This window comes from Serratia sp. KG1D (assembly GCF_037150675.1).
In the GTDB taxonomy this organism is placed as follows: domain Bacteria; phylum Pseudomonadota; class Gammaproteobacteria; order Enterobacterales; family Enterobacteriaceae; genus Serratia; species Serratia nematodiphila.
On sequence record NZ_JBAGIH010000001.1, the window covers coordinates 621,493 to 640,088 of the forward strand.

20 protein-coding genes are annotated in these 18,596 nt (G+C 61.0%); 5 read left to right on the plus strand and 15 right to left on the minus strand.

Annotated features, from left to right (window positions below; translation table 11 throughout):
* Window positions 1-10: 10 nt before the first annotated feature.
* Entirely contained in the window at window positions 11-649 is a 639-nt protein-coding gene (locus WFM45_RS03080; protein WP_336954523.1) for a GNAT family N-acetyltransferase, read from the plus strand.
* Window positions 637-1,647 carry an alpha/beta hydrolase family protein gene (locus WFM45_RS03085; protein WP_336954525.1) on the plus strand — a complete coding sequence of 337 codons (1,011 nt, stop codon included), beginning with the start codon at window positions 637-639 and terminating at the stop codon, window positions 1,645-1,647. The genes WFM45_RS03080 and WFM45_RS03085 overlap by 13 nt, the downstream gene beginning before the upstream one ends.
* 2 nt (window positions 1,648-1,649) lie before the next feature.
* Here the strand turns inward: WFM45_RS03085 and ybiO are convergent, their stop codons facing one another.
* The 6 genes from ybiO to dps form a co-directional block, all read right to left on the minus strand.
* Window positions 1,650-3,866: a mechanosensitive channel protein gene (gene ybiO, locus WFM45_RS03090; RefSeq protein ID WP_336954527.1), complete on the minus strand. Its 2,217-nt coding sequence runs from the start codon at window positions 3,864-3,866 to the stop codon at window positions 1,650-1,652.
* Window positions 3,867-4,020: 154 nt separating this feature from the next.
* Entirely contained in the window at window positions 4,021-4,743 is a 723-nt protein-coding gene (glnQ, locus tag WFM45_RS03095; RefSeq protein WP_004939230.1) for a glutamine ABC transporter ATP-binding protein GlnQ, read from the minus strand.
* Window positions 4,740-5,399, minus strand: a complete 660-nt coding sequence (gene glnP, locus WFM45_RS03100) for a glutamine ABC transporter permease GlnP (RefSeq protein WP_004939229.1) — start codon at window positions 5,397-5,399, stop codon at window positions 4,740-4,742. Before glnP ends, glnQ begins: the two co-directional genes overlap by 4 nt.
* A 102-nt stretch (window positions 5,400-5,501) precedes the next feature.
* A complete protein-coding gene (gene glnH, locus WFM45_RS03105) occupies window positions 5,502-6,245 on the minus strand; it encodes a glutamine ABC transporter substrate-binding protein GlnH (RefSeq protein ID WP_004939223.1) in 744 nt (247 codons plus the stop codon).
* A 338-nt stretch (window positions 6,246-6,583) separates the two neighbouring features.
* Window positions 6,584-6,850, minus strand: coding sequence for a DksA/TraR family C4-type zinc finger protein (locus tag WFM45_RS03110; protein ID WP_048322540.1), 267 nt, complete (start codon window positions 6,848-6,850; stop codon window positions 6,584-6,586).
* Window positions 6,851-6,990: 140 nt separating this feature from the next.
* On the minus strand, window positions 6,991-7,494 hold the full coding sequence (dps, locus tag WFM45_RS03115) for a DNA starvation/stationary phase protection protein Dps (RefSeq protein ID WP_004939215.1): 504 nt from the start codon (window positions 7,492-7,494) through the stop codon (window positions 6,991-6,993).
* Window positions 7,495-7,849: 355 nt separating this feature from the next.
* Between dps and WFM45_RS03120 the strand changes: the two genes are divergently transcribed.
* Window positions 7,850-8,401: an AAA family ATPase gene (locus tag WFM45_RS03120; RefSeq protein ID WP_048322544.1), complete on the plus strand. Its 552-nt coding sequence runs from the start codon at window positions 7,850-7,852 to the stop codon at window positions 8,399-8,401.
* Here the strand turns inward: WFM45_RS03120 and nanQ are convergent.
* Together nanQ and rhtA are read right to left on the minus strand one after the other, a co-directional pair.
* The gene (gene nanQ / locus WFM45_RS03125) at window positions 8,383-8,850 is read right to left on the minus strand and encodes an N-acetylneuraminate anomerase (protein WP_060558984.1); all 468 of its coding nucleotides are present in this window, start codon (window positions 8,848-8,850) and stop codon (window positions 8,383-8,385) included. The two genes, WFM45_RS03120 and nanQ, sit on opposite strands and share 19 nt — an antisense overlap.
* A gap of 132 nt (window positions 8,851-8,982) precedes the next feature.
* The gene (gene rhtA, locus WFM45_RS03130) at window positions 8,983-9,870 is read right to left on the minus strand and encodes a threonine/homoserine exporter RhtA (RefSeq protein ID WP_004939202.1); all 888 of its coding nucleotides are present in this window, start codon (window positions 9,868-9,870) and stop codon (window positions 8,983-8,985) included.
* Between the two features lie 400 nt (window positions 9,871-10,270).
* Here rhtA and ompX point away from each other — a divergent pair, with 400 nt between their 5' ends.
* Window positions 10,271-10,789, plus strand: a complete 519-nt coding sequence (ompX, locus tag WFM45_RS03135) for an outer membrane protein OmpX (protein ID WP_004939201.1) — start codon at window positions 10,271-10,273, stop codon at window positions 10,787-10,789.
* Between the two features lie 90 nt (window positions 10,790-10,879).
* On the opposite strand, the gene WFM45_RS03140 is transcribed toward ompX, so the two are convergent.
* Entirely contained in the window at window positions 10,880-11,860 is a 981-nt protein-coding gene (locus WFM45_RS03140; protein ID WP_004939199.1) for a nitrilase family protein, read from the minus strand.
* 91 nt (window positions 11,861-11,951) lie between these two features.
* Here WFM45_RS03140 and WFM45_RS03145 point away from each other — a divergent pair, with 91 nt between their 5' ends.
* Window positions 11,952-12,824, plus strand: coding sequence for a LysR family transcriptional regulator (locus WFM45_RS03145; RefSeq protein ID WP_336954534.1), 873 nt, complete (start codon window positions 11,952-11,954; stop codon window positions 12,822-12,824).
* A 4-nt stretch (window positions 12,825-12,828) separates the two neighbouring features.
* Here the strand turns inward: WFM45_RS03145 and WFM45_RS03150 are convergent, their stop codons facing one another.
* The 6 genes from WFM45_RS03150 to ltnD all read right to left on the minus strand — a co-directional run bounded on the left by WFM45_RS03150 (window position 12,829) and on the right by ltnD (window position 18,482).
* Window positions 12,829-13,359: a GNAT family N-acetyltransferase gene (locus WFM45_RS03150; RefSeq protein ID WP_004939196.1), complete on the minus strand. Its 531-nt coding sequence runs from the start codon at window positions 13,357-13,359 to the stop codon at window positions 12,829-12,831.
* A 63-nt stretch (window positions 13,360-13,422) separates the two neighbouring features.
* Window positions 13,423-14,793, minus strand: a complete 1,371-nt coding sequence (locus WFM45_RS03155; RefSeq protein WP_033633751.1) for a GntP family transporter — start codon at window positions 14,791-14,793, stop codon at window positions 13,423-13,425.
* Between the two features lie 106 nt (window positions 14,794-14,899).
* Window positions 14,900-15,676, minus strand: coding sequence for a 2-oxo-tetronate isomerase (gene otnI / locus WFM45_RS03160; protein ID WP_336954538.1), 777 nt, complete (start codon window positions 15,674-15,676; stop codon window positions 14,900-14,902).
* Window positions 15,677-15,679: 3 nt separating this feature from the next.
* A complete protein-coding gene (otnC, locus tag WFM45_RS03165) occupies window positions 15,680-16,312 on the minus strand; it encodes a 3-oxo-tetronate 4-phosphate decarboxylase (protein WP_015377162.1) in 633 nt (210 codons plus the stop codon).
* Window positions 16,309-17,568, minus strand: coding sequence for a 3-oxo-tetronate kinase (gene otnK / locus WFM45_RS03170; RefSeq protein WP_099981696.1), 1,260 nt, complete (start codon window positions 17,566-17,568; stop codon window positions 16,309-16,311). The genes otnC and otnK overlap by 4 nt, the downstream gene beginning before the upstream one ends.
* The gene (gene ltnD / locus WFM45_RS03175; protein WP_082996936.1) at window positions 17,568-18,482 is read right to left on the minus strand and encodes an L-threonate dehydrogenase; all 915 of its coding nucleotides are present in this window, start codon (window positions 18,480-18,482) and stop codon (window positions 17,568-17,570) included. Before ltnD ends, otnK begins: the two co-directional genes overlap by 1 nt.
* Window positions 18,483-18,596 lie beyond the last annotated feature (114 nt).

Below are 18,596 nucleotides of genomic sequence, written 5' to 3' on the forward strand. Positions count from 1 at the left end.
CGAGGTGGATATGCTGCACATTGAGCCGTATCGCGACGCTGACCGCCTGCAAACGGCGGCGTTGATCTACGCCGCGTTCTGCGACAAGTTCCAGCGCGCGCGCCGTTTGAGCGCCCGCCGGCAGTGGCGTCTGTTTTATCGGCTGTGGTGTTGGCAGCAAAGCGGCAGCCGGGAGCGCAGCTTCGTGGTGAAACAGGATGAACAGGTGGTGGCGGCTTTTGCCCTCAATGTGGCCGAGGCAGAGGGCGACGGCGGGCTGCGCCCGCGCGCCTTGCCGATTTGGCGGCTGTGTCGCCGCTATGGCTGGCTGAACGTTTGGCGCATGTATCTGCAAATGGCGGTATTGCAGCATACTCCGGCGGCCGATGAGCTGTATCTCTCTTACCTGGCGGTGGCGGAGAGTCAGCGCGGTAAAGGGGTGGGCAGGTGGCTGCTGCAGTGGATGAACGACTATGCCGCCGAACAGGGCGCAGGCCGGCGTCTGAGTCTGCACGTCAGCCGGCGCAATGTCGATGCGCAGCGCCTGTACCGGCGCTGCGGTTTTCTGGTACGGCGCGAAGAGCACTACGCCTTGCTGGGGGGGCTGTTCGGCCAGGCCGATTGGGTATTGATGGAGAAACGCAACGGGGAGGCGACGTGCGCAAAATAGGGCTGTGCCTCGTGGCGCTGGTTTTGGCGGCGCTTGGCTGGGTGATTTACGTCAACGACTTTCGCTTTGTCACCGAACCGGTCACGGTGACCGCCGGCGGCAACCGGCTGAGCGGCACGCTGGTGCTGCCGGAGCATGCGCCGGTTAAGCCTGGCGTGGTGGTGTTCATACACGGCGATGGGCCGGCCAACGCCAGCCGCGACGAAGGCTATTACGGCATTTGGGAGGCGATAGCGCAGCAGGGCTATGCGGTTTTATCCTTCGACAAGCCGGGCGTAGGCGGCTCCAGCGGCAACTGGCTGCATCAGACCATGGCGGATCGCGCGCGGGAAACCGCTGATATCATCGACTGGGCCAGACGGGACGGGCGCTTCGATGCGCGCTGCGTGGGGCTGTGGGGCGCCAGCCAGGCGGGATGGGTGATGCCGGAGGTGGCGCGTTTACGGCCTGACATTGCTTTCACTCTTGCACTCTCGCCGGCGATCAACTGGCTGCGGCAGGGGCGCTACAACACCCGGGCGGCGATGGCGGCGGCAGGGGACGATGAAGCGTCGATCGCCGCGCGCGAGGCGCATTGGCGCCACATCCAAACGCTGCTCGAACAGCCGGACGGTTACGAACAGTACCGCCGTGAGTTTAGCGCCGCCGCTGCATTGAGCGCCGACCGCTGGCGCTTTATTCGCGCCAACATGGCCAGCGACGCGACGGCGGGATTGCGGCATTTCGCCACGCCGGTGCACCTGATCCTGGGCGGGCGCGACGTCAACGTGGACGCGGACGAAACCGAGCGCGTGTATCGGCAAACGATCCCGGCCTCGCTGCTGACGGTGACGCGTATCGCCGAAGCCGACCACGTGATGATCAAACCGCTGTTCGCCCGCCATCCGTGGCTGATCAACGTGGTTGGCCTGTTTGCTCCGCGCTCGGTGCAATACGACGCCTACCGGCGGGACGTGGCGGCCTTCCTGGCCGCCCATCCTTGCGGCCAGGGGCGTTAGCCTCAGCTCGCGGCAGGCGGCGGCTCTTCATGCGGCTGCGGCGCGCGGGAGATCTGCATCGCCTGCTGCGGCATGCCGATGCCGGCCCGATCGAAATGGATTTTCACCAGCCGATCGAGGGCGTATTGCACCACCCACTGTTTCAGCGCCTGTGTGCGCACCGTCACGCGGGTGGTGAACGAGCGGTCTCCCAGCGCCACCACGCCGTTGAAGACCGGTTCGCCAATCAGGAAATGCTTCACCTGTTCATCTTGCTTCAGCGCCGCGACGGCCTGATGCAGCACCTCATTGACCCGATCGATGTCCTCGTCGCGGCTGACGGTGTAGTTGGCGCGGTATACCCCGAACTCACGCGCATAGTTGGCCAGCGTGGTGATCGAGGAGTACGGCACGATGTGGTAGACGCCGTAGTCGTCGCGCAGGCCGATCGAGCGGATGGTCATGCGCTCCACGGTGCCGGTGATACCGCTGACGGTCACGTACTCGCCGGTGTTCATGCCGTTTTCGAACTGGATGAACACGCCGGTAATCACGTCTTTCACCAGCGTCTGGGCGCCGAAGCTGATGGCCAGCCCCAGCGCGCCGGCGCCCGCCAGCAGCGGCGCGATGTTCAATCCCACCTGTGACAGCACGATCATCACGGTAATGGTGCTGATAACGATAGCCAGCACGTTGCGAAACAGCGTCAGCAGCGTGCGTTCGCGCGCGCTCGGCCGCACGCCGTTGCTCAGCTCCAGCGCCAGACGGTGCTCGATGATGCTGGCCATCAGCGTCCAGCTGAACACGGCAATCAACAGGATCAGCAGGATATGCACCAGCCCGCCGAGCGTCCGCTGGCCATTTTCGCTGCCCGCCCACTGGTACAGGTTGATCAGGTGCCAGGCATCGAGCAGGAACAGCGTCACCGCCAGCACCACCATCACCCGCAGTATCTTCAGCCCGTTGGGGATGTAGGAGTTGATGCGCCGCTCGAGCATCGGGTAGCGCAGATTGACGTCGGTCGGCAGTGAAATGCGGCGGAAAATCCAGCGGGTCAGCATGCCGGACAGCAGCGCGCCGACGCCGACCACCAACAGGCTTTTCACCGTGGCGCTCATCATAAAGCGCAGGCTGTTGCCGATGTCGAACTGGGACAGCACGAACAACACCAGAAAATAGGCGATCGCCAACAGATGCCAGATATGCCCCAGCCCGCGCAGGATCACGCTGAAAAACGCCATCGATCGTTCGGCCAGCAGATTGATCTGTTGCTGTATCGGCTTGCGGTTGTGCAGGATCAGCCAAATGGCGTACAGCGTCAGCGCCAGCATCACCACCAGGTTGACGGTGGCGGCGGCCGGGTAGCTTATCTGTACCGCCACCACCGGCACCACCACCATCAGGCCGTAGCCGATCAGGCCGCTGAGCCAGGCGAGGCGGGTGTTCCAGTAGTGCGCGCTCCGGTCGCTGAAGGGGAAGGGGCGCAGATATTCGAAGCGGGGGGCGAAAATCAGCCGCAGCACCGCCTTGAAAAATTCAATCACCGCGAAGGCGCTGAGAAACAGGGTCTGCAGCCGCAGAATGGTGGCGCTGTCGGCGTGGACGTGGCGGGCGAACAGATTGCCCGCCGCCAGCGCCAGCAGCAGCACCAGCAGATCGATGGCGAAAGCGCCGAGAATGGCGGCGGGGCGTTTATACCACGGGCCGCGCTGTAGCCGCGCATTGTGTCCCCAACTGCCCATGCGTTTGTACAGCGGCGCGATCAGCCGCCGGATCAGGTGGAACAGCGCAAAGGTGACCGCCACCGTCAGCAGAAAGTAGCCCAGCGCGCGGAAAAAGCCGGCGGGATTGAAAACGCGCTTCGGGCCGGAGTCGATCAGCTTTTGCAGCGCGCCGAGCTTTTGGTTAAAGGTGCCGATGCCTTCCTGCGCCAGCGAGTTCAGGCTGTCGCTCAGCGTAGCGGGCGTCGATTCCTCCGGCGTTGCCGGCGCGGCGGCGGGGGCGTCGCCGGCGGTCTGTTTCAGGTGGTTGATGAGTTCCGCGCGCGCTTTGTCGTCTTGCAGCAGCTCGGCCAGCGCGGCGTAGGCGGCTTTCTGCTGCTCGCTCTTGTCGGCGGGCGCGGGCGGCGCATTTTGCGCCAGCGCCGGTGGTGCGAAGACGTTCAGGGTCAGCAACAGCAGCAGGAAAAGCAGGTGTTCTCGCAGATGAGAACCTCGTCGGGAGTCTGCGTTTGGCGGCATGGTTCCTCTCTTTGGCGTTCTGTGATCGGCGGATGTAAAAGCAATACGATGAAAAACAATGAATATAGTAGGAAAGGTGGCGCGACGGGGCGTGGGAGAGCGTGCGGAATGAAAGCGGCGGGCGCGTGGTGCGCCCGCCGTTAAACCGCCAGGATCAGGACACGTGCTGCAGGAACTCCTGCAGACGCGGGCTTGGCGGATGATTGATCAGATCGTGCGGGTTGCCGTCTTCGGCAATCCGGCCCTTGTCGATAAAGATCAGGCGCGACGCCACTTTTTCGGCAAAGCCGACTTCATGGGTAACGATGACCATCGTCATGCCTTCCTCGGCCAGATCCTGCATCACCTTCAGCACTTCATGGCGCAGCTCCGGATCGAGCGCGGAGGTCGGCTCGTCGAACAGCATCATTTTCGGCTTTACCGCCAGCGCGCGCGCGATCGCCACGCGCTGCTGCTGGCCGCCCGACAGTTCGGACGGGTAATGGTGGGCGCGCTCCGCCAGGCCGACCTTGGCCAGCAGTTCGCGCGCCAGCTTTTCCGCATCGGACTTCTTCGCGCCGCGCACGCGGATCGGGCCGAAGGCGACGTTTTCCAGCGCCGTCAGGTGCGGGAACAGATAGAACTGCTGGAACACCATGCCGGCTTCCTGGCGGATCAGCCGATCGTCCACTTTCGGATCGTTGGCTTTCAGGCCGTCGACGATCAGATCGCCGCTGGTGACTTCTTCCAGCTTGTTGATGCAGCGCAGCAGGGTGGATTTGCCGGAGCCGGACGGCCCGATGATCACCACCACTTCGCCTTTGTCGATCTTCAAATCGATGTTGTGCAGCACCTGGGTTTGGCCAAAATGCTTGGAGACGTTTTTAAATTCAATCACAGGATTTTCATCCTTCTTTCCAGACGACGCAGCACGAAGCTCAGCACCAGGGTAATAATCAGATAGATAACCGCCACGGCGCTCCAGATTTCCAGCGCGCGGAAGTTACCGGCAATAATTTCCTGACCCTGACGGGTCAGCTCCGCCACGCCGATTACGATGAACAGCGAGGTGTCTTTGATGCTGATGATCCACTGGTTGCCCAGCGGCGGCAGCATGCGGCGCAGCGCCAGCGGCATAATGACGTAGCGGATGGTTTCGCGGCGCGACAGGCCGAGCGCCAGGCCGGCCTCGCGGAAACCGTTATGGATAGACAGCACCGCGCCGCGGGTGATTTCCGCGATGTAGGCGCCGGAGTTGATCATGATGGTCACCACCGCCGCGGTGAAAGGATCGATGCGCAAATCGGTGAACGCCATCGGCAAGGCGAAGTAGATGAACATCACCTGCACTACGATCGGCGTGCCGCGGATCACTTCGATAAACACCAACGCGATGTGGTTGGCGATCCAACCGCCGTAGGTGCGGGCAAAGCCGGCGACGAGGCCGATGATCAGGCCGCCAATCAGACCGAGGACCGAAATCCACAGGGTCATTTTGGCGCCCTCTAACAAGATAGGAATGGCGGGCCAGATGGCGCTCCAGTCGAACTGCATGATATTTCTCCCGGTGATCCCAAACGTGGGCATCAGATACAACAAAGCGCAGGGGGTTAAGCGCCCCCTGTGCTTAAGTTAATCGCTTGCCAAATTCACAGCTTACTTAGGTTCGGTGCCGAACCACTTCTTGTAAATCTCGTTATAGGTGCCGTTCTCGCGCAGCGTTTTCAGCGCGCCGTTCACCTTCTCGCGCAGCTCGTCGCTGCCTTTAGGGAAGGCGATGCCATACTGCTGCGCTTCCAGCGAATCGCCGACGGTTTTGAACTTGCCGGCGCCGGCCGTCTTAATGAAGTATAGGATGTTTGGCGTGTCGTGCAGCACCGCGTCGGCGCGCTTGGTGCCCAGTTCCATGTAGGCGTTGTCGATGTTAGGGAACTGACGCAGATCCTTGGTTTTGATGTGCTGCTTGGCATAATCCACCGAGCCGGTGCCGCTCTTCACCGCCACCACTTTGCCGTTCAGATCGTCGATGCTTTTCACGCTGTTGTTGTCGGCGTTGACCATCACCAGCAGGCCGCTCTTGTAGTAGCCGTCGGAGAAATCGATGGCTTTCTTGCGCTCATCGGTGATGGTGATGCCGGCCAGCGCCAGATCGACGTTTTTGGTCTGCAGCGCCGGAATGATGCCGCCGAAGTCCATCGGTTTCAGGGTGTAGTCCAACTTCAGCTCTTTGGCGACCGCGGCCCACAGGTCGATGTCGAAGCCGACGTATTTGTCGCCTTGCTTGAACTCAAAAGGAACGAAAGCGGTGTCGGTGGCGACCACCAGTTTGTCTGCTGCGTGGGAACTTACGGCAAAGGCCAGAGAGAGTGCGGCCAGGGAGACTTTAAAAATCGACTTCATGAGAGGAATTCCTGTACAGGTTGCGGATTACCCATTTTTTATATTGCAGTTGGTGCCATGAAAAAATCGTGCCATGTTTTCAACTAATATAAAAACAAAGAGTTACTGCGTGATGTTGTGCCATGACGGCGAATTGTTATGGTTATGCACCACAATGAGGCACCGAAATGGTGCGTAAGAATTATCTTGGTGCACGGGGCTATCATTAACCAAATTTTGGCTGTGAAACAACCGTTCTTTAACGTTTTTGCTTCAATATTGATAACTAACTCTAACTTTCATGATCCATTGACGGTGCAAGGGTGACTGCGAGAGGGGTAAAAGGGGAGCAGATAATGCTAGCGCAACTGGCTGTCTTTGCTGCCGCGCCGGTTGTACAGGCTGGTGGCCGCGTGTTTTTTGTCTTGTTCGGCCTGGCAGGCGACGCAAAAACGCACGCCCTTCAGCGCCTTGCGACGCGCCTCGGGGATCGGTTCTCCGCATTCCTGGCAATAGCGTTCGCTCTCGCCGTGCCCGAGCGCTTCACGCGCGCGCTGCACCGCATCGTCGATGGTGGAATCAATCTGATCTTGTACGGCGCCGTCCGCCGCCCAGCCGCTGGCCATCATCACCTCCTGACAAGGAAACCCTACCGTTTAATATGGGCCGTTTTTTGTACAATGCAACGGTCGCGCAAAAGAAAACAGGCCGGGCAAAGCCCAGCCTGCGCTGCCCGGAACGACGGGCGATCTGCAACGTTTTCGCGTTATTCGATATTGGATTCGATGAACCACAGGAATTTGTCCAGATCGCGCGAGGCGGCGGTGAACATATCGGCGGTGTCTTCGTCTTCCACTTCGGTAATGGCTTTGCGGATGTCATTCGCGACCGCGCCGTAGCGATCGGCCAGCGCTTTCAGGTGCTCTTGCACGCTGTGGATATTGGTCGGGTAGCTTTTCAGCGGCGTGCGATCGTTGACCACCTGTACGGTGCCCAGCGCCACGCCACCCAGTTGCACCACGCGCTCGGCGAAGGTGTCCTGATGCTCGATGATGGCGGTGCGGAAGCCGTCCAGCATTTCATGGACCGCGATGAAGTTTGCGCCGCGCATGTTCCAGTGCGCCTGTTTGGTGATCAACGAAAGATCGATGAATTGCACGACCTGATGGTTCAGCGCCTTGATGGCGGCCAGTTTAACTTTTTCGTCCAGATCGTTACGGGTATACAGCAGATCAGAAGATTTCGTTTTCACCAGTTTAGCGGTACTCATATCAGATATCCTCTTGATTAGTCGTTGTCCTATTTCGTTACGGGATTAATTATAGCAGGGATGTTTATTTTTGCCGCACGAAAATGGCTATTGCACAAATAGGGGGGGCCTAATGGCAATATTTTTATTTGTTTTCTGTCTATTGTGTAATTTTATGAATTTTATTGTTATTTTGTTTTTTATTATTATTTTTGTCAGTGACAATTTATCCCCGTTATCTTATTTTCTGCGGGCGCGCAGGTTTGGTTAAATATCCACTTTGTTATCGTGGTGTTAATGCCAAGCCTATTCAGATTGATAGACGTAATTGATACGGCTAAAGTATGGAAATTATCCCAGTCTTTATTGGCGAGTGATGAAAATTAACGTCGTCGGCACCAGCGGCAGCGGTAAAAGCACCCTGGCGCGTCAACTGGCGGAACGTCTTGACGTTCCCTATATCGAGATGGACAGACTCTATTGGCGGCCCGAGTGGCAGGGGACGCCCGATGGCGCGTTTCTGGCGCGGCTTGAGCAGACGCTGGCCGAAGCGGAAGGAGGTTGGGTGCTGGACGGCAACTACAGCCGCACGCAACCGATCAAGTGGCGCGAGGTCGATTATATCCTGTGGCTGGACTACGGTTTCTGCCGCACGCTGTGGCAGGCCGTGCGCCGCGCGTGCCGACGCGCGGCCAGCAAAAGCGAGCTGTGGCCGGGCACCGGCAATCGGGAAAGTTTCCGCCGTTCCTTCTTTAGCCGCGAGTCGATCGTGCTGTGGACGATCCGCACTTACTCGAAGAACCGGCGAAAATACCTGGCGGAGATGGCCCGTACCGATATAGGGGGCCGTTTCAAGCGCTTGCGCTCTCCCCGCCAGGCCGCCGATTTTCTACGGACGCTGCCGCAGGCTCACAGCAGCAGGCGGTGATGGATCCTCACCACCGCTTTCTTGATGTGCTGCGGCCGCTGCCACAGGCAGCCGGTCTTATGCGGTTCCATCTGGAAAAAGATCGCGAACATGCCGTGCGTCATGTGCAGCGTTTGCGGGTGGCGTTTGATGTCCAGCAGCAGCAGATCGCTATTTTCTGCATGCGGATGTTCGCGATGCCAGTCGCCCGCCAGGCCGTATTCGATGCGTTCTTCGCCGCTGATCAGCAGATGCAGCGCGATGTACTCCTGATGCATTTCGGCGCGCTTTTCCGCCGTAGGCACGGTGGTCAGCGTCATCACGTCCATAAAGATGTTGTCGCCGTCGATCGGGTGATGGCCCAGCGCCAGTTCGGGCAGGTCGCATCGGCGCAACTCGGTCAGGGTTGAAACCAGCGCCGGCGCGAGTCCGCGGCCGAAGCGTGGGTTGAAAAGGCTGTTGTGAATCACTGTTATTCTCCATGTGAGCGAAAGTCCAAAGAACCTGCGATACAGGCTAAGGGGAAGTATGCCGATTTGTCACGAGGAAAACAGTTAACCCGCCTGCATTCCGGCGTTGCGGACGGCAGGCGAGTCAGGCGATCAGGAAAGGCTTTCGAGGCGCGGTTTGGGGCGAATGGTCAGGGCGGAACCCATGGAGGCGGCGATAATCGCCGCCAGCGCCAACCATTGCACGCCGCTCAGGTGTTCGCCGAGGAACAGCATGCCGGACAGCGCCGCCATCGCCGGCTCCAGGCTCATTAAGGTGCCGAAAGTGCGCGCCGGAATTTTGGGCAGCGCGATGATCTCCAGCGAATAAGGCAGCGCGGTGGAGAGGATCGCCACCGCCAGCGCGACCGGCAGAATATCGAGGTTGAACAGCACGCTGCCGGTTTGCCAGGCGCCGATCGGGCAGAACACCAGCGCAGCGATCAACGAACCGAGCGCCACCGTGCCGGGGCCGTGATCGCCGCCGGCTTTTTGGCCGAAAATGATATAGACCGCCCAGCAGGCGCCAGCGCCGAGCGCACAGGCGGCGCCGAACGGATCGATCCCGCCTACGCCATGGCCGAGCGGCAACAGGAACCACAACCCGGCGATCGCCAGCGCCACCCAGAGAAAGTCGATCGGCCGCCGCGACGAGAACATGGCCACCGCCAACGGGCCGGTAAACTCCAGCGCCACGGCGATGCCGAGCGGCACGGTGCGCAGCGACAGGTAGAACAGGTAGTTCATCGCGCCGAGCGACAGGCCGTAAATCAGCAGCGGCAAGCGGCTGCCGGCGACGATGCGCATACGCCACGGGCGGAAGATAATGAACAGAATCAGGGTGCCGATGAAAAGACGCAGCGTCGTAATGCCTTCCGCGCCCACGATCGGGAACAGGCTTTTGGCCAACGAGGCACCGCTTTGGATAGACACCATGGCGATGATTAACAGACAGATGGGCAGCAGCGCGGAGGGCGCTCTGCCGGAAGTAGATAACGACATCCTTAACGGGCCTTTTTTGCGCCGTTCCTCAGCCTTGAGAAAACGGTCGAAACGGGGATGCGAGCAGTGTAAATGAAATGGCGAAAATCTGTCTGAGAAAAGCGCGCATCGCGGTGAAATCCGCCGATCCTCGGATGAGATGTGGCGGATTTGGTCAAAAAGTGCGCTTTTTCTTAAGAATTATCTGGATATTAAATTGGTGATTTTTGTCACAGAAAGCCGTAGAATACGGCCGAAAATAGAGCGAAAAGAAGCAGATACACTGTTCTTGAAATCTTCTGTTACACGATATAAAGCATTAGACACTCATTTCAAGGCAGAGTTTCACGCTAATTTTTGTTATATTTTCAAAGCATGAACAAATGGATGTACTTAATAATAAAACGCGTTTGAGGTGGTTATGAAAAAAATTGCATGTCTTTCCGCAGTAGCAGCTTGCGTATTAGCAGTTAGCGCAGGTACCGCATTCGCTGGTCAGAGCACCGTATCCGCTGGCTATGCGCAGGGTGATCTCCAAGGCGTTGCTAACAAGGCCAACGGTTTCAACCTGAAATACCGTTACGAGTTCGACAACAACCCACTGGGTGTGATCGGCTCCTTCACCCACCTGGAAAAAAATCGTTCTGAAAGCGGTTTCTACAAGAAATCTCAGTACGATTCCATCACCGCAGGTCCAGCTTACCGCTTCAACGACTGGGCGAGCATCTACGGTGTGATCGGTGTTGGCTACGGCAAAAACATCGACAACGCCCAGGCTGGCGGTAACAAAGGTGGCAACAGCGACTACGGCTTCACCTACGGTGCAGGTCTGCAGTTCAACCCAATCGAAAACGTTGCCCTGGACGTTGGCTACGAGCAGAGCCGCATCCGCAGCGTGGACGTTGGCAGCTGGAACGTTGGCGTAGGCTACCGCTTCTAAGATTTCTTCATGCCTGCGGGCGTGAATGCGCGGCACAGGTTGCCGCGCGGATAAAAAATCCGCCTTCGGGCGGATTTTTTTTATCTGTCGTTAGCCGCTGCGCCCCGTCGGCTGCGTCGAAAAGCGCGCGCTGCGGGCATCGCGCTCATAGCCTTGCGGTTCGGTCAGTAAACCGTACAGCTCGGGGCGGCGTCCGTAAATCCAGCGGCGTCCGGTACTGAGCGGGATCAGCGTCAGATCGAGATCGGCACTGACCAGCCGGTCTTCCGCCGCCCAGGTCTCCGCTACGATGCGGCCGTAGGGATCGAGGATCATCGCATTGCCGGTGCGTACCTCATCGTCATCGCGGCCCACGCCGTTGCTGAATAACAAAAACAGCCCGTTGTCATGAGCGCGCGAGGGCAGCCAGCGCATCAGCCAGCCGCGGCCGTGTTCGCCGCGAAAGGCGGCTTCTATCGCCTGCGGATCTTCCGCTCGCCGCTGCCACAGCGCCTGTGGGATCGGCTTCATGCCGTGCGGGCTGCGCGAATGGGTGCCGCCGGTCTGGTGTGGGGCCATCAACACCTCCGCGCCCAGCAGTGCCGTCGCGCGCACATTCTCCACCAGATTGTTGTCCCAACAGATCAATACGCCCACGCGCACGCCCCAGGGAGTGTCGAACACCGTATAGCGATCGCCGCTGGCGATAGCCGGGTGTTCGAAGGCGTGCAGTTTACGGTGCACATGCAGCGCGCCGTCCGGCAGGCATACGGCGTAGGCGTTGTAGCAACGGCCGTCGTCGCCCAGCTCGATCAGCCCGACGCCGATCGCCATATTGTAACGCTCAGCCAGCGGGCGAATGCGCGCCAGCGAAGGGCTGGACGCGATCGGTTCCGCCAGCGCCCGCACTTCGGCGTCGGACAGATGGCGCACGTGCCAATAGCCGGTGATACACATTTCCGGGAAGGCCAGCAGCTGTACCTGCTGCTCGGCCGCCTGAGCGATAAAGCGCTCGATGGTAGACAGGTTGTAATTCTTATCGTTGGCGCGATGCTGGAATTGCACCGTGGCGGCGCGTAATGAGATGGTCATGGTGTTTCTCCGATGAGGGTCTGCGTTGATTACAGCAGGTGGTTTGATTACTGTATAATCAATTAAATTCCCTATTTGATAACCTAATGGAATGGATATAAAACAACTGCGCGCCCTGGTGGCGCTGGCTGAACAGGGCAACTATCGGCAGGCGGCGAGCTGGCTATGCATCAGCCAACCGGCGCTGAGCAAGCAAATTCAGGCGCTGGAAACCCAGCTCGGCGTTCGATTGTTTGAGCGTGGCCGACAGGGGGCGGAGCTCACCGCCGGCGGGCAGCGGCTCTACCCGGAAGCGCAGGCGCTGGTGGAGCAGTACCAGCAGTTTCAGCGGCGCGCGCGGCGGGTGGCGCTCGGGGAAGCGGGGCGGCTGGCGCTGGGATTTGGCCTTTCCAGCTTTCATCTGGCGCCGCAGCTGGTGGCGGCCTTTCGCCAACGGTTTCCCGAAGTGGCGATCGGACTGGAGGACTTGCCGTCGGAACGCCAGTATCAGCTGTTGCTGCAGGGAGAGTTGCAGGCGGGGTTCGTGCGCTTGCCGGTCAATACGCCGCTGTGCGGCGTGGCATTGCTGAGCGATCGGTTGGTGCTGGCCGCGCCGGGCGCGCTGGCGCTGCGCGCCGACGATCTGATGGCGCGTTTCAATCAGCTGCCGCTGTTGCAGTTGACTCCCAAACGCGGGCGCGGGCTGAGCGATCAGTCGCTGCGGTTTATCGCCGCCCACCGGTTGACGCCGAACGTGGTGCAGCAGGCCGGCGATATCCAGACGTTGCTGGCGCTGGTTGCCGCCGGCGTCGGTGTCGCGCTGCTGCCGCACAGCATCACGCATATCGCGCCGGCCGGCATCGACATTTTACCGCTGAGCGGCGAGGAAACGGAGTGGCAGGTCGGTATCGCCTGGGATCCGCAGCGCGCCGATGCGCTGCGGGACAACTTCATCCAGACGGCGTTGGCGGTGCAACGCGCTTAGGCATTCAAAGCGGGCAATGCATCACGACGATCGGGCTCTGGTGATACTCGCTGCGGTGGCTTTCGCTAAAGCCGACTTTTTTCGCCAGCGCCAGCGAAGCCTGGTTCTCCGGTGAGATGATGCAGACGGTTTGCTTGCCGGGCAGGTGCGTTTTACCCCAGGCCAGCGCCGCCCGCAGCGCCTCGGTGGCGTAACCTTTGCCGTGCGCCGAGCTCACCAGCGTCCAGCCCATTTCCGGCGCGTCGAGCGCCGGGGTGATGTCACGCAGGAAGTTGGAGAAGCCGATGCTGCCGAGATACTCGCCGCTCTGTTTGTCACGCACCGCCCAATACCCGTATCCCAACAGCGCCCAGTGGCCGACGTAGCGCATCAGGCGCCCCCAGGAGTCTTCCCGGTCGCGCGGCGTGCCGCCGATATAGCGCACCACCAGCGGATCGGCCCACAGCGCGGCCAGCGAGTCGAAGTCGTCCAGCGTGTGCGCGTCCAGCCGCAGGCGTTCGGTGATAAGCGTTGGCGCGGTGTTGATTACGGTCATGTTGCTGCTCCTGCACAGGGTGAAAGGCGATGAAAAACAACGGCGTTCAGTATGCCAGAGAAATCACACCGCCAGCCACAACAGCCAGGTGAACAGAAAGCCGCTCAGGCCGAGCAGGGTGGTCAGCACCGTCCAGGTCTTCAGGCCATCGGCCACCGACAGCCCCAGATAGCGCGTGACGATCCAAAAACCGGAGTCGTTGACGTGGGAAAGCCCCAGCCCGCCAAAACAGGTCGCCAGCGTCACCAGCACCAGCTGCAGCTGATTCAACCCGCTGACCGCTTCCGACAACAGGCCGCCGGTGGTCAGGATCGCCACGGTGGCGGAACCCTGCGAAGCGCGTAGCGCCAGCGAAATGATAAACGCGGCGGGCACCAGCGGCAGGCCGATGGCCGTCAGCACTTCGGCCAGCGCCTTGCCGACGCCGGATTCCACCAGCACCTTGCCGAACACGCCGCCCGCGCCGGTCACCAGGATCACCACCGCGGCGGTCGGCAGCGCGGCGCCCATTACGTCACCGGTGTGTTGCAGGCTCCAGCCGCGGCGCAGCGCCAGGAAGTAGAAGGCCAGCAGCAGGGCTATCATCAGCGCCACCGCCGGCGACCCCAGCAGCGACAGCGCATCGCGCAGCGCCGAGCCTGCCGGCAACAGCGTGGCGGAGACGGTGCCGAGCATGATGATGGCGATCGGGATGACGATCAGCGCCGCCACCAGGCCAGCGCCGGGCGGGTTGATGCGATCGCTGAGCGGCGCTCGCCCTTCCGGCCGCGGCTCCGGCGCCGCCAGCTGCAGCTGTTCCAGCACCTCTATCGATAACGGATAGGTTTTGCGGTTGAGGTAGTTGGCGGCGAAATAGCCGATCGCGCCGACCGGAATACAGATCGCGAGGCCGATGATGGTCAGCCAACCGATGTCGGCGTTGAGCAAGCCGGCGGCGGCGACCGGGCCGGGGTGCGGCGGCAGCGCGACGTGTACCGTCAACATCACGCCGGCCATCGGCAGGCCGAACTTCAGCGGCGACACTTTGGCGACCTTGGCGAAGCCGTAAATAATCGGCGCCAGAATGATAAAGCCGACGTCGAAGAAGACCGGAATGCCGAGGATAAATGCGGCGAGGGTCAGCGCGGCGACGGTATGTTTCGGCCCCAGCCCCTGGCTGAAACGTTGCGCCAGCGACTCGGCGCCGCCCGAGTGTTCGATCATGCGCCCGAGCATCGCCCCCAGACCGATGATGATGGTTACCGAGCCGAGCACGCCGCCCATCCCGGCGGTCATCACTTTCATCACTTCACCGGTCGGAATGCCGCTGGCCAACGCCACCAGCAGACTGACCACCAACAGCGCGACAAAGGGTTGCACCTTCGCCTTAATCACCATCAATAACAGCAGCACCACGCCGAGTACGGCAATCAGCAACAGCAGAGAGGTAGACATGAAAAAAGCCTTTCGTTGGGTAAGCGTTGGGCACCGCGATCGCCGCGTGGCGATACGGGTGCGTTTCATTGTTATAAAATCGTTTTCCTGGTGTCGGCGTGCGACGTTAGCGGTAAGGCTTCAGCCAGCCGAGCCCGGCGGCGGTGTCGCCGCGCGGCCGGTATTCGCAACCTATCCAGCCCTGATAGCCGAGCGCATCCAGCCTGTCGAACAGCCATGGGTAATTCAGTTCGCCCTCGTCCGGTTCGTGACGATCCGGCACTGAGGCTATCTGGATATGCGCGTAGCGCCCGGCCAGCGTCTCCAGCAGCCCGCTGATATTGCCGTCCACTAACTGCGCGTGGAAAAAGTCGAACTGAATGAACACGTTCGGTCTCTCGATCGCCGTCACCACCTCCGTCGCCTGATGTTGACTGGCGAACAGGTAGTCGGGCTTGACCGGTGGGCTGAGCGCTTCGATCAGCACCTTGACGCCGTGCGGGGCGAAGGCGTCGGCGGCATAGCGCGCATTGGCGATAAAGGTGTCGAGATAACGTTGCCGATCCGCGCCCGCGGGCACCACGCCGGCCATCAGGTGCACGCAGGGACAGGAAAGGGAGATGGCGTAGGCCAGCGCGCGATCGATATCAGCGCGCGCATCTTGCTCGCGGCCCGGCAGCGCCGCCAGCCCCCATTCGCCGGCGGCGACATCGCCGGGCGCGGTATTGAACAGCACCTGTTGCAGGCCGTGCTCGCGCAGCTTTTCGGCCAACAGCTCAGCGGGATGCTCGTAAGGGAACAGGAATTCCACCGCGCTGAAGCCTTGTTCGGCAGCGGCAGCGAAGCGCTCGAGGAACGGCACTTCGTTAAACATCATCGATAAATTGGCGGCAAATTTAGGCATGGGTCAGCTCCGTAATTCGGCAATTTCATCATCGGTCAAATAGCGGATCGGACGATCGCCGAGGGTGAAGATCAGCCGCGCCGCATCTTCCATCTCTTCGGTATTGTCCGCCGCCGCTCGCAGGTCTTTACCGGTCACCACCGGCCCGTGGTTGGCCAGTAAAAAGGCGCGGTGGGCCGGCGCCAGGCGCGCCAGATCCTGCGCCAGCCTTTCGTCGCCAGGGCGATAGTAGGGCACCACCGGCACCTTGCCGACGCGCATCACCACATAGGGGGTGAACGGTTTGATGGCGTTGTCGACGTCCAGCCCTTGCAGGCAAGAGAGCGCCGTGAGGTAGGTGCAATGCAGGTGCACCACCGCTTTGCATTCCGGATTGTTCAGATACAGCGCTCGGTGAAAGCTGATCTCTTTCGACGGCTTGTCGCCGGACAGCCAGTCGCCGTTCAGGCTCACTTTAGACAGGCGATCGGCCTGCAGCTCGCCCAGGCAAGAGCCGGTCGGCGTCGCCAGCAGCGCGCCGTCCGGCAGCAACAGCGAGAGGTTGCCGGCGGAACCAGTGGCGTAACCGCGTTGAAAAAACGAGGCGCCGAGACGCACCATCTCTTCGCGCGCTTGCTGTTCGGTCGTCATGCTCATACTGGAAACTCCGTTTGCGCGCGCGAGAAGAAGGCTTCATCGCCAAAATTGCCTGATTTCAGCGCCAGGGAAATCGCCCGATCGCTGGCGCGCACCCAGGGAACGCCGGGAGAAATACCGGGGCCAATATGGAAGCCGCGAATGCCCAGCGCCTGCGTGACCACGCCGGAGGTTTCGCCGCCGGCGACGATAAAGCGGCTGAATCCCAACCGGTGCAGTTGCACCACCAATTCGGCGAACAGCGCTTCCACCGCCTCGCTGGCGGCGCCACCGTGCTGCCGTTGCGTTTGCTGCAGCGCTTCCGGCGGCGCAGTGGCGTAGATCAGCGGGGCAAGCGCCTCCCCGGCGTGATGCTGCGCCCAGTGCGCCAACTCGGCGGCGTAGGCGGCGCGTGCCTGTGGTTCGAGGCAACGGCCGATATCGATGGCCTGCGCCGAAGCGCGCTCGCGGTAGTGCGCCACCTGCCGGTTAGTCATCACAGAACACGAGCCCGACAGCACTGCTGCCTTTTCCCCCTGCGGCGCGCCGGCTGCCTCTGCCGAACGAGCGCCGCTTTGCGCCCATTGCCGCGCCAGACCGATCGCCAGGCCCGAACCGCCGGTCACCAGCTTCATCGTTTTCAACGCTTCACCCTGAATGAGCAGATGCCGCTCGTTGAGCGTATCCAGCACCGCGTAGCGCACGCCTTCCTGCGCCAATTGGCGCAGCTTCTCGCTGACCGCCTCGGTGCCGCGATCCATTTCCGCCGCCGTCACCAGCCCGCAGCGCCCGGCGGCCTGGGATTCCATCAGGCGCAGCAGGTTGCTGTCGGTCATCGGCGTGACCGGGTGATGACGCATGCCGGATTCAGACAGCAGCTGTTCCCCGACGAACAGGTGGCCCTGATAGACCGTGCGGCCGTTTACCGGCAACGCCGGTGAGACAACCGTGAAATTTTCCCCCAGCGCGGTGAGCAGGGCGTCGGTCACCGGGCCGATATTGCCCTGTGCGGTGCTGTCGAAAGTGGAGCAGTATTTGAAGTAGAACTGGCGGCAGCCCTGTTTTTGCAACCAGGCCAGGGCCTGCAACGACAGTTCGACCGCCTGTTCTGCCGGGCAGGAACGCGATTTCAGGCTGATGACCGCCGCCTGTGCGTTTACCTGCGTTTCGTCCTGCGGCACGCCGTTCAGCTGCACCGTCGGCAGGCCGTTTTGCACCAGAAAACTGGCGATGTCGGTCGCGCCGGTAAAGTCATCCGCGATTACGCCAAGCAGCATCAGAGCGCCTCCTTTTTTTGCGGCAGATCGATGCCGGCAAAGATTTTGATTACCGCACTGTCGTCTTCTTTACCGTAACCGGCGTTGCTGGCGGCGGTAAACATGGTGAAAGCGGTGGAGGCCAGCGGCAGCGGGAAGTGCAGCGCCCTGGCGGTATCCGCCACCAGCCCCAGATCCTTGACGAAGATATCCACCGCCGATTTGGGCGTATAGTCGCCGTCGACCACGTGGCGCATGCGATTTTCGAACATCCAGGAGTTGCCGGCGGCGTGGGTGACCACGTCGTACATCACGTCCAGCGGGATGCCGGCGCGGGCGGCCAACGCCATGGCTTCCGCTCCGGCGGCGATGTGCACGCCGGCCAACAGCTGGTGGATGATTTTTACCGTCGCGCCCAGACCGATGGTCTCGCCGATGCGATAAACCTTGCCGGCGATGGCGTCCAGCACGGGTTGCAGACGCTCGAAGGTGGCGTCGGCGCCGGCGGCCATCACCGTCATCTGACCTTCCTCCGCCTTGGCCGCTCCGCCGGAAACCGGCGCGTCCAGCATCGGTAGCCCGTAGTCCAGCAGCCGTTGCTCGATCTGTTTGGCGTCATCGGCAGAAATGGTCGAAGAGACCATCACCGCAGTGCCTGGCTTGAGCTTTGGCGCCAGGCCTTGTTCGCCGAACAGGATCTGTTTCACTTGGACGGCGTTCACCACCAGCAGCAGCACGGCGTCCAACTCGGCCGCGAAGTCGCACGCGCTGGTAGACGCTTGTTGCGCGCCGGCCTGCTGCAGCGTCGCCAGCGCCTGCGGATTCAGGTCCGCCCCGTAGGTGGCCAATCCGGCGCGAAGGCACGAACGCGCCGCGCCCATGCCCATCGCGCCCAGTCCGATGATGCAGACGGCATAATTCCCTGGGTGTGTCATACTGCACTCCTGTTAATTTTAGTGATAATTTGTTTTGTTGTGTTAAATGTAAGCGCTTGACGACGGTTTATCCGCGATCGATATCACAATAATTAACAATATGTGAAACGGATT

What these genes read in the sequence shown, in the direction of transcription:
- WFM45_RS03080 (WP_336954523.1), top strand. Translation starts at nt 11, where the DNA reads ATGCTGCACATTGAGCCGTATCGCGACGCTGACCGCCTGCAAACGGCG.
- ybiO (WP_336954527.1), bottom strand. Translation starts at nt 3,866, where the DNA reads ATGCCGCCAAACGCAGACTCCCGACGAGGTTCTCATCTGCGAGAACAC.
- glnP (WP_004939229.1), bottom strand. Translation starts at nt 5,399, where the DNA reads ATGCAGTTCGACTGGAGCGCCATCTGGCCCGCCATTCCTATCTTGTTA.
- glnH (WP_004939223.1), bottom strand. Translation starts at nt 6,245, where the DNA reads ATGAAGTCGATTTTTAAAGTCTCCCTGGCCGCACTCTCTCTGGCCTTT.
- WFM45_RS03110 (WP_048322540.1), bottom strand. Translation starts at nt 6,850, where the DNA reads ATGGCCAGCGGCTGGGCGGCGGACGGCGCCGTACAAGATCAGATTGAT.
- dps (WP_004939215.1), bottom strand. Translation starts at nt 7,494, where the DNA reads ATGAGTACCGCTAAACTGGTGAAAACGAAATCTTCTGATCTGCTGTAT.
- WFM45_RS03120 (WP_048322544.1), top strand. Translation starts at nt 7,850, where the DNA reads ATGAAAATTAACGTCGTCGGCACCAGCGGCAGCGGTAAAAGCACCCTG.
- rhtA (WP_004939202.1), bottom strand. Translation starts at nt 9,870, where the DNA reads ATGTCGTTATCTACTTCCGGCAGAGCGCCCTCCGCGCTGCTGCCCATC.
- ompX (WP_004939201.1), top strand. Translation starts at nt 10,271, where the DNA reads ATGAAAAAAATTGCATGTCTTTCCGCAGTAGCAGCTTGCGTATTAGCA.
- WFM45_RS03140 (WP_004939199.1), bottom strand. Translation starts at nt 11,860, where the DNA reads ATGACCATCTCATTACGCGCCGCCACGGTGCAATTCCAGCATCGCGCC.
- WFM45_RS03145 (WP_336954534.1), top strand. Translation starts at nt 11,952, where the DNA reads ATGGATATAAAACAACTGCGCGCCCTGGTGGCGCTGGCTGAACAGGGC.
- WFM45_RS03150 (WP_004939196.1), bottom strand. Translation starts at nt 13,359, where the DNA reads ATGACCGTAATCAACACCGCGCCAACGCTTATCACCGAACGCCTGCGG.
- WFM45_RS03155 (WP_033633751.1), bottom strand. Translation starts at nt 14,793, where the DNA reads ATGTCTACCTCTCTGCTGTTGCTGATTGCCGTACTCGGCGTGGTGCTG.
- otnI (WP_336954538.1), bottom strand. Translation starts at nt 15,676, where the DNA reads ATGCCTAAATTTGCCGCCAATTTATCGATGATGTTTAACGAAGTGCCG.
- otnC (WP_015377162.1), bottom strand. Translation starts at nt 16,312, where the DNA reads ATGAGCATGACGACCGAACAGCAAGCGCGCGAAGAGATGGTGCGTCTC.
- otnK (WP_099981696.1), bottom strand. Translation starts at nt 17,568, where the DNA reads ATGCTGCTTGGCGTAATCGCGGATGACTTTACCGGCGCGACCGACATC.
- ltnD (WP_082996936.1), bottom strand. Translation starts at nt 18,482, where the DNA reads ATGACACACCCAGGGAATTATGCCGTCTGCATCATCGGACTGGGCGCG.